At 76.4% G+C, this 2070-nt stretch carries 2 protein-coding genes and 1 pseudogene; 2 read left to right on the top strand and 1 reads right to left on the bottom strand.

Features of this window, described 5'->3' with window-relative positions; genetic code table 11:
• The coding region (locus CCN56_RS36935) for a sensor histidine kinase (protein WP_107484288.1) at window positions 1-1085 on the top strand (1085 nt) is incomplete at its 5' end.
• Window positions 1076-1738: a response regulator transcription factor gene (locus tag CCN56_RS36940; RefSeq protein WP_086832095.1), complete on the top strand. Its 663-nt coding sequence runs from the start codon at window positions 1076-1078 to the stop codon at window positions 1736-1738. The genes CCN56_RS36935 and CCN56_RS36940, both read left to right, overlap by 10 nt.
• A gap of 34 nt (window positions 1739-1772) precedes the next feature.
• Here CCN56_RS36940 and CCN56_RS36945 read toward each other — a convergent pair.
• A pseudogene (locus CCN56_RS36945) lies at window positions 1773-2070 on the bottom strand (hypothetical protein); the annotation flags it as partial.

A 2070-nucleotide genomic window follows, 5' to 3' on the forward strand; every position in this document is an offset into this window, starting at 1 on the left:
CCCTGCTGACCGCGGCGGTGACGCTCGTGGCGGCGCCGCTGCTGTGCGTGCCGTCGCTCGCGGCTCCCTGGGCGGAGCGCCACCGCCGGCGGGCCGGGGCGCTCCTCGGCCGACCGGTGGAGCCGCGCCCGCGCGCCGTCCGCCGCGACCTGGCGTGGCTCGCGGTCCAGGTGGCCACCGGCCTGCCCGCGGGCGCGGTCGCCCTGCTGTGCCTGGGCAACCTGCTCCTCACCCTGGTCGTCACCGTGGGGTGGTGGGCGTTCCCCGCATCGGACCCGCCACGGCTCCTGCTCCTCGACGTCCCCGTCGACGGCTGGACCCCCGCGCTGACGGCCGACCTGGCGCAGTTCGTTCTCCTCGCGGCCCTGTCGGCCCTCGCCCTCCCCCCGCTCGCCCGGGTGCACGCGCGGTGCTGTCTGGCCGTCCTGGCGCCGTCCTCCGCGGAGCGGCTGGCGGCGCGCGTCAGCGAGCTCACCCGGACGCGCGCGGACGTGCTGCGGGCGCACGGGGCGGAACTCCGCCGGATCGAACGCGACCTGCACGACGGCACGCAGGCCCGGCTCGTGGCCATCGCCATGCGGCTGGCCGTGGCCGGGGAGACCCTTCCCCGGGACCCGGACGCGGCCGCCGTGCTCGTACGGCAGGCCCAGGCCGAGACCGAGGAGGCCATGACCGAGCTGCGTTCCGTCATCCGCGCCGTCTACCCCCCGGTGCTGGCGGACCAGGGTCTCGTCGGCGCGCTCGGTGCCCTGGGCACCAGGGCCGGTGTGCCGACCCGTATCGACATCGGCGAGCTCGGCGAGGTCCCCGCCGCGGTCGAGGCGGTCGCCTACTTCGCCGTCACCGAGGCCCTCGCGAACATCGCCCGGCACAGCCGGGCCACCAGGGCCGCCGTCCGGGTCGCCCGCGACGGCGCGTCGCTGTCCGCGGAGATCACCGACGACGGGACCGGCGGGGCGGACGCGTCCCGGGGCAGCGGTCTGGACGGAATCGGTCGCCGCGCGGCCGCCCTGGACGGCACCATGAAGATCATCAGCCCGCCGGGCGGGCCGACCACCCTGACCGTGGAGCTGCCGTGCGTGTAGTCATCGCCGAGGACAACGTCCTGCTGGCCTCGGGGCTCGAACTCCTCCTCGGCTCCCAGGGCTTCGAGGTCGCCGCGATCGCGGAGGACGCCCCCGGCTTCCTCGCCGCCGTCGAGACCCACCGCCCGGACGTCACCATCGTCGACGTACGGCTGCCCCCGGCCTTCCGCGACGAGGGGATCCACGCCGCCCTCCGGGCCCGCCGCGACCACCCCGGACTTCCCGTCCTGGTCCTGTCCCAGTACGTCGAGCAGGAGTACGCGGGCCGTCTCCTCTCCGACCCCCGCGGCGGCATCGGCTATCTCCTCAAGGACCGGGTGAGCCGCATCGCGGAGTTCACCGACGCCCTGCGCCGCGTGGCCGCCGGCGGCACCGCCATGGACCCGGAGGTGATCGCCCAGCTCCTCGCCGTCCGCGGCGACCCCGTCGACGCCCTCACCCCCCGCGAGCGCGAGGTCCTGGCGCTGATGGCCGAGGGACACGACAACGCGGGCATCGCCCAGCGGCTCTTCGTCACCGACAACGCCGTCCACAAGCACATCGGCAGCGTCTTCCTCAAACTCGGCCTGTCGACCGGCGACAGCGGCCACCGCCGGGTCCGCGCCGTCCTGGCCTGGCTCCGCCGCCACGGCGGCCCGAGCCCGGTCGAGTAGGCGTCGAAGGGCCCCTGAACGGGCGGAAACCCGTTCACTCGCTCAGTTCGCCCCGCAGGACCGCCTGGTCGGCGCGGCGCAGACGCTCGACGAAGGCGGCGGCGTCCCCGGACGGCAGCGTCCGGTCGAAGACCGCGCAGTCGTACGCGGTCGCGAACAGCGCCTCGTCGGCCCGGGGCGGGTCATCCGCCTCGTCGACGGCGAGCCCGGCGGCCCGCAACACGGCGGCCACGCCGAACCGCGGGTTCTCGTCGCCCTCGCCCAGCAGCACGCGCACCCGCGCACCAGAGGCCCCGCCGCCCGCCGGTCCACGGGCCGGGCCGCACCCCGGA

The organism is Streptomyces sp. NRRL B-24572, from assembly GCF_002156145.1.
In the GTDB taxonomy this organism is placed as follows: domain Bacteria; phylum Actinomycetota; class Actinomycetes; order Streptomycetales; family Streptomycetaceae; genus Streptomyces; species Streptomyces vietnamensis.